At 62.9% G+C, this 4,618-nt stretch carries 6 protein-coding genes; 3 read left to right on the plus strand and 3 right to left on the minus strand.

The features are described from left to right. The coding region (locus ABYB95_RS17380) for an inorganic phosphate transporter (RefSeq protein WP_372659812.1) at positions 1 to 400 on the minus strand (400 nt) is incomplete at its 3' end. A 105-nt stretch (positions 401 to 505) separates the two neighbouring features. After that, positions 506 to 1,108, minus strand: a complete 603-nt coding sequence (orn, locus tag ABYB95_RS17385) for an oligoribonuclease (protein WP_372659813.1) — start codon at positions 1,106 to 1,108, stop codon at positions 506 to 508. Between the two features lie 118 nt (positions 1,109 to 1,226). On the opposite strand from orn, the gene ABYB95_RS17390 reads away from it, so the two are divergent. From ABYB95_RS17390 to rsgA, 3 genes are read left to right on the plus strand one after another with little or no spacing between them, the layout of a single operon-like run. Then, positions 1,227 to 2,498 carry a M48 family metallopeptidase gene (locus tag ABYB95_RS17390; protein ID WP_372659814.1) on the plus strand — a complete coding sequence of 424 codons (1,272 nt, stop codon included), beginning with the start codon at positions 1,227 to 1,229 and terminating at the stop codon, positions 2,496 to 2,498. Between the two features lie 37 nt (positions 2,499 to 2,535). After that, positions 2,536 to 2,892: a 4a-hydroxytetrahydrobiopterin dehydratase gene (locus tag ABYB95_RS17395; RefSeq protein ID WP_372659815.1), complete on the plus strand. Its 357-nt coding sequence runs from the start codon at positions 2,536 to 2,538 to the stop codon at positions 2,890 to 2,892. Continuing rightward, positions 2,889 to 3,881, plus strand: a complete 993-nt coding sequence (gene rsgA, locus ABYB95_RS17400) for a ribosome small subunit-dependent GTPase A (protein WP_372659816.1) — start codon at positions 2,889 to 2,891, stop codon at positions 3,879 to 3,881. The genes ABYB95_RS17395 and rsgA overlap by 4 nt, the downstream gene beginning before the upstream one ends. A gap of 64 nt (positions 3,882 to 3,945) precedes the next feature. Here rsgA and ABYB95_RS17405 read toward each other — a convergent pair. Beyond that, the coding region (locus tag ABYB95_RS17405; RefSeq protein ID WP_372659817.1) for a cobalamin biosynthesis protein at positions 3,946 to 4,618 on the minus strand (673 nt) is incomplete at its 5' end.

Below are 4,618 nucleotides of genomic sequence, written 5' to 3' on the forward strand. Positions count from 1 at the left end.
CGGCGAACATCACCCAGGCAAACAGGGTCGGATCGGTGATTTGGTTGGAGTCGATGATGCCGCCCTTGATGGTGCCCACCACCTCTCCACCGGCCACAATGGCACCCAGCGCCTCAAACACCGCAGCGAGCAGCACCGCCCAGCCCATGGTGAGCGCGCCAGAACCCACCGCCGGCCCCATGTTGTTGGCCACATCGTTGGCGCCGATGTTCATGGCCATATAGCCACCCATGACGGCGGCGACGATCAGCAGCCAGACCGATGCGCTGGACAGCCCCGGCATGTCGGTGCCGTTGAGAGACGCAAAAAACCCGACCAGCAACAAAAAGGCGATGGCAGCACCCAGTTGAAGAACGTCCTGGTGACGGGTTGCAAAGTGGGGGCGGGATTTTTTTGTCATGAAAATTCCATGGTGGAGTCACGATTTTGACATGCCAGACAGAGCGCTTATGCCAGCCAACACGCCGGATGGCCGCGAAATGCCTTGCGCCAGCGGGCCGGGCTTTCAGCGCAGCAAATGGGTGCGGTAGTGCACCAGTTCGTCGATGGATTCGTGCACGTCGGCCAGCGCGGTGTGCTTCTGGTGCTTTTTGAAGGCGCTGTAGACCTCGGGGTACCAACGCTTGGCCAGCTCCTTGAGCGTGCTCACATCCAGGCAGCGGTAATGGAAATAGGCTTCCAACTGGGGCATGTACTTCACCAGAAAGCGCCGGTCCTGGCTGATGGTATTGCCGCACATGGGCGAGGCATTCTTGGGCACGTAACGGCCAATGAAAGCCAGCAATTCGGCCTGCGCCTGGGCCTCATCGACCTGGCTGGCCCGCACTTTGTCGATCAGACCGCTCTTGCCGTGGGTGCCCTTGTTCCAGGCATCCATGGCGTTCATCAAGGTATCGTCCTGGTGGATCACCAGCACCGGGCCCTCGATGCGCGGTGTCAATTGAGGACCGGTGATGACCACCGCGATCTCCAGCAGGCGCTCTTTCTCGGGATCCAGCCCGCTCATTTCACAATCGAGCCAGACCAGGTTCTGGTCGCTTTTGGCCAGCACAGCGGCTGCATCAGGGGTGTCGGCGGTCGGATGCTGGTTTTGTTTGGGTTCTGTCATGGCTCGATTTTCACCGATCCCGCCCCCCGCCTTTCAGGAACGGGTTCTTGCTGCGGGTTTTGCGTCACCGTATTTCGGTTTTGCGCCGAATGCCTGCGCGCTTCGATAGACTCCCCCCATGGACTCCTACGCACTCTTGTTCACCGCCGTCTTTTGCGCCCTGCTGCTCACCGGTGTGGCGCTTCGCACGGTACTGGCCAGTCGCCAGATCCGGCATGTGGTCCGGCACCGGTCGACCGTGCCGACGGCCTTCGCCGACAACATCACGGTCGAGGCCCACCAGAAGGCCGCCGACTACACGGTGGCCAAGGCCCGCTTTGGTCTGCTGGAAATGTCGATCGAAGCCGCCCTGCTGCTGGGTTGGACACTCTTGGGCGGGCTGGATTGGCTCAACCAGACGCTGCTGTCGAGCATGGGCGGTGGCCTGTGGCAACAGCTGGCCCTGCTGGCAAGCTTTGTGGTGATCGGCGGCCTCATCACCCTGCCGCTGGGCTGGTGGAGCACCTTCCGCATCGAGGAACGTTTTGGCTTCAACAAAATGACCATGGGCATGTGGCTGGGCGATCTGCTCAAGGGTGCACTGTTGGGCGGACTGGTGGGTCTGCCGATTGCCGCTCTGGTGCTCTGGCTCATGGGTGCGGCGGGCCCAACCTGGTGGATATGGGCCTGGGGCGTGTGGATGGGGTTCAACCTGCTGGTGCTGGTGCTCTACCCCACCGTTATCGCGCCCATGTTCAACACATTCGAACCGCTGCAGGACGAAACCCTGAAAGCGCGCGTGAGCGCCTTGATGCAGCGTTGCGGCTTTGCCGCCAAGGGCTTGTTCGTGATGGACGGCAGCAAGCGCAGCGCCCATGCCAATGCCTACTTCACCGGTTTTGGTGCATCCAAGCGGGTGGTGTTTTTTGACACCTTGCTGCAACAGCTCAATCCGGCCGAGATCGACGCCGTCTTGGCCCACGAACTCGGACATTACAAGCACCGCCATGTGCTGCAACGCATCGTCATGATGTTTGCGCTGAGCCTGGCCGGCTTCGCCGCACTGGGCTGGCTGTCGGGACAGGTCTGGTTCTACACCGGCCTGGGTGTGAACCCCTCGCTGGACGCGCCCAACGACGGCCTGGCCCTGCTGCTCTTCATGCTGGTGGTGCCCTTGCTCACGTTTTTCTTGTCGCCTTTGATGGCGCGCCTGTCGCGCCGGCAAGAATTTGAAGCCGACGCCTATGCCATCGCCCAGACCAATGGCGACGACCTGGCCAGCGCGCTGCTCAAGCTGTACAAGGACAACGCCAGCACGCTGACACCAGATGCCGTTTACGCCAGCTTCTACTACTCACACCCGCCAGCGAGCGAGCGCCTTTCGCGTTTGCGCCCTGCCAGCGCAGGCTGATCGGTCCCAACTCTCTGCGCTCTTGAAAACACACCACATGCACCCGCCCCATCAGAACCGCCGCGCACTGTCGGCCACCGAAATCGTCTCGCAGTTGACACAACTCAACGGCGACGCTGCCCAGGGTTGGAAGCTGATCGACGGAGCGCTGGAAAAAACTTTTCCGTTTGCCAACTTCCACGAAACCATGGCGTTTGTGAATGCCGTCGCCTGGATCGCCCACCGCGAAGACCACCACCCGGATGTGGCGCTCTCTTTCGGCCGCTGCACCGTGCGCTACAGCACCCACAGCGTGAGCGGGATTTCCGCCAGCGATTTTTATTGCGCGGCAGCGGTGGATGGCCTGCAGAAAACCGGCATGAACACCGCCATGCCCACCAGGCCCTCGCTTTGAGCCGCAAATCGGGCCAGAGCCCATCGACCGCGGCAGCATCCACCCACTTGCTGCCCGGTCTGGTGGTGGCCGCGCACGGACGGCATTGCCTGGTCGAAAGCGAAGACGGGCAAAGGCGCATCTGCCATCCGCGCGGGAAAAAAAGCCTGTCGGTCGTGGGCGACCGGGTGCTCTGGCAGCCCACGGGCGACGAAGGCAGCATTGAGCGGGTGGAAACCCGGCGCAACCTGTTTTACCGCCAAGACGAGCTGCGCACCAAATCCTTCGCGGCCAATCTCGATCAGGTGCTCATTCTGGTCGCCGCCGATCCTGAGTTCTCGGAACGGCAACTCGCACGCGCCCTGATCGCAGCCGAAGCAGAACACATCGAGGTGCTCATCGTGCTCAACAAGCGCGACCTGCAGCCCGCCTTTGACCGCGCCTGGGACCGGCTCGAACCCTACCGCCGCATGGGCTGCCAGGTGCTGCCCCTGTGTCTGGACAACGCCAACCACGGGCTCGCCGATCACGGCCTGGCAGAGTTGCAGCAGCGCCTGCAAGGCCAAAAGACCCTCATCCTGGGTCCCTCGGGTGTGGGCAAAAGCACGCTGGTGAACCGCTTGATTCCGATGGCAAAAGCACAGACCGGCGAGATTTCACGGGCGCTGAATTCGGGCAAACACACCACCACCAGCACCACCTGGTATTGGGTGGACGAAGCGCGTCAAACGGCTTTGATCGACTCACCCGGCTTTCAGGAGTTTGGGCTGAACCACATCCAGGCGGTGCAGCTGGCGCAATGGATGCCGGATCTGCGCGCCGCCTTGGGTAGTTGCCGCTTTTACAACTGCACCCACTTGCACGAACCCGGTTGCGGCGTGCGCCAGCATGTGCAAGACCCGACCCAAAGCGCCCCGACGCAGGACCTGGACCCGCTCGCCATCTACGAGAACCGCTACCGCATTTATGGCGAGCTGTTCGCCGAGCTGTCCGCCCCCACCCGCTATTGATCAACCGTTGAGCCGGTAGCTGCCCGCTGCCCAGCAGCGGGCAATGTCGTCGGCCAGGACGCGTTCACCCCAGCAGCCGGGCCAGGCTCATGAGCGCGAGCAGCAGCATCCACAACACCACGCTGCGCCACACCAGACCCACCACGCTGGCCAGATGCGCCAGAGTGGGCTCCGGCCGGGTGCCTGTGCCCAGTTCGGGATCGTCCACCTCATTTTCCAGCCGAGGGCGCAGGCGCACATTGAGCGCGCCCGAGGTGGCCGCCAGCACCACGCCGTCACTGCCCGGCGCATACAGCGCCGCATCGCTGCGCCAGCTCGACACCGCTTCCTCAAAATTGCCCACGGTGGCAAAACACAAGGCCGTCATCCGCGCCGGCACATGATCGATCCAGGCCCAGGCCCGGGCAGCCGCGTTGCGCAGGCCTTCGCTGGGTGTGCCGTCGGCGCGCGCGCGCCAGTTGCGCGACAGGTATTCGGCCAGGCGGTAAAAAACCGCCCCCGCCGGGCCCAATCCCAACAGCCAGAACACGACGAAAGCGATCAAGACCCCGAAGACATGCCGGTGCGCCGCCAGCACCGAGTGTTCGATGATCTGCCGCAGCAACTCGGTGCGTGGCAGGCTGCCTACGTCGATGCGCAACCAGGCCGCCAGTTTCTCCCGCGCCAAGGCCTCGTTGCCTTCTTCGAGGGCGCGCCGGATATCGGTGAAGTGGTGGCTGAATTGCCGAAAACCCAGC

Source organism: Hydrogenophaga sp. (assembly GCF_041633695.1).
Lineage (GTDB): Bacteria > Pseudomonadota > Gammaproteobacteria > Burkholderiales > Burkholderiaceae_C > Hydrogenophaga.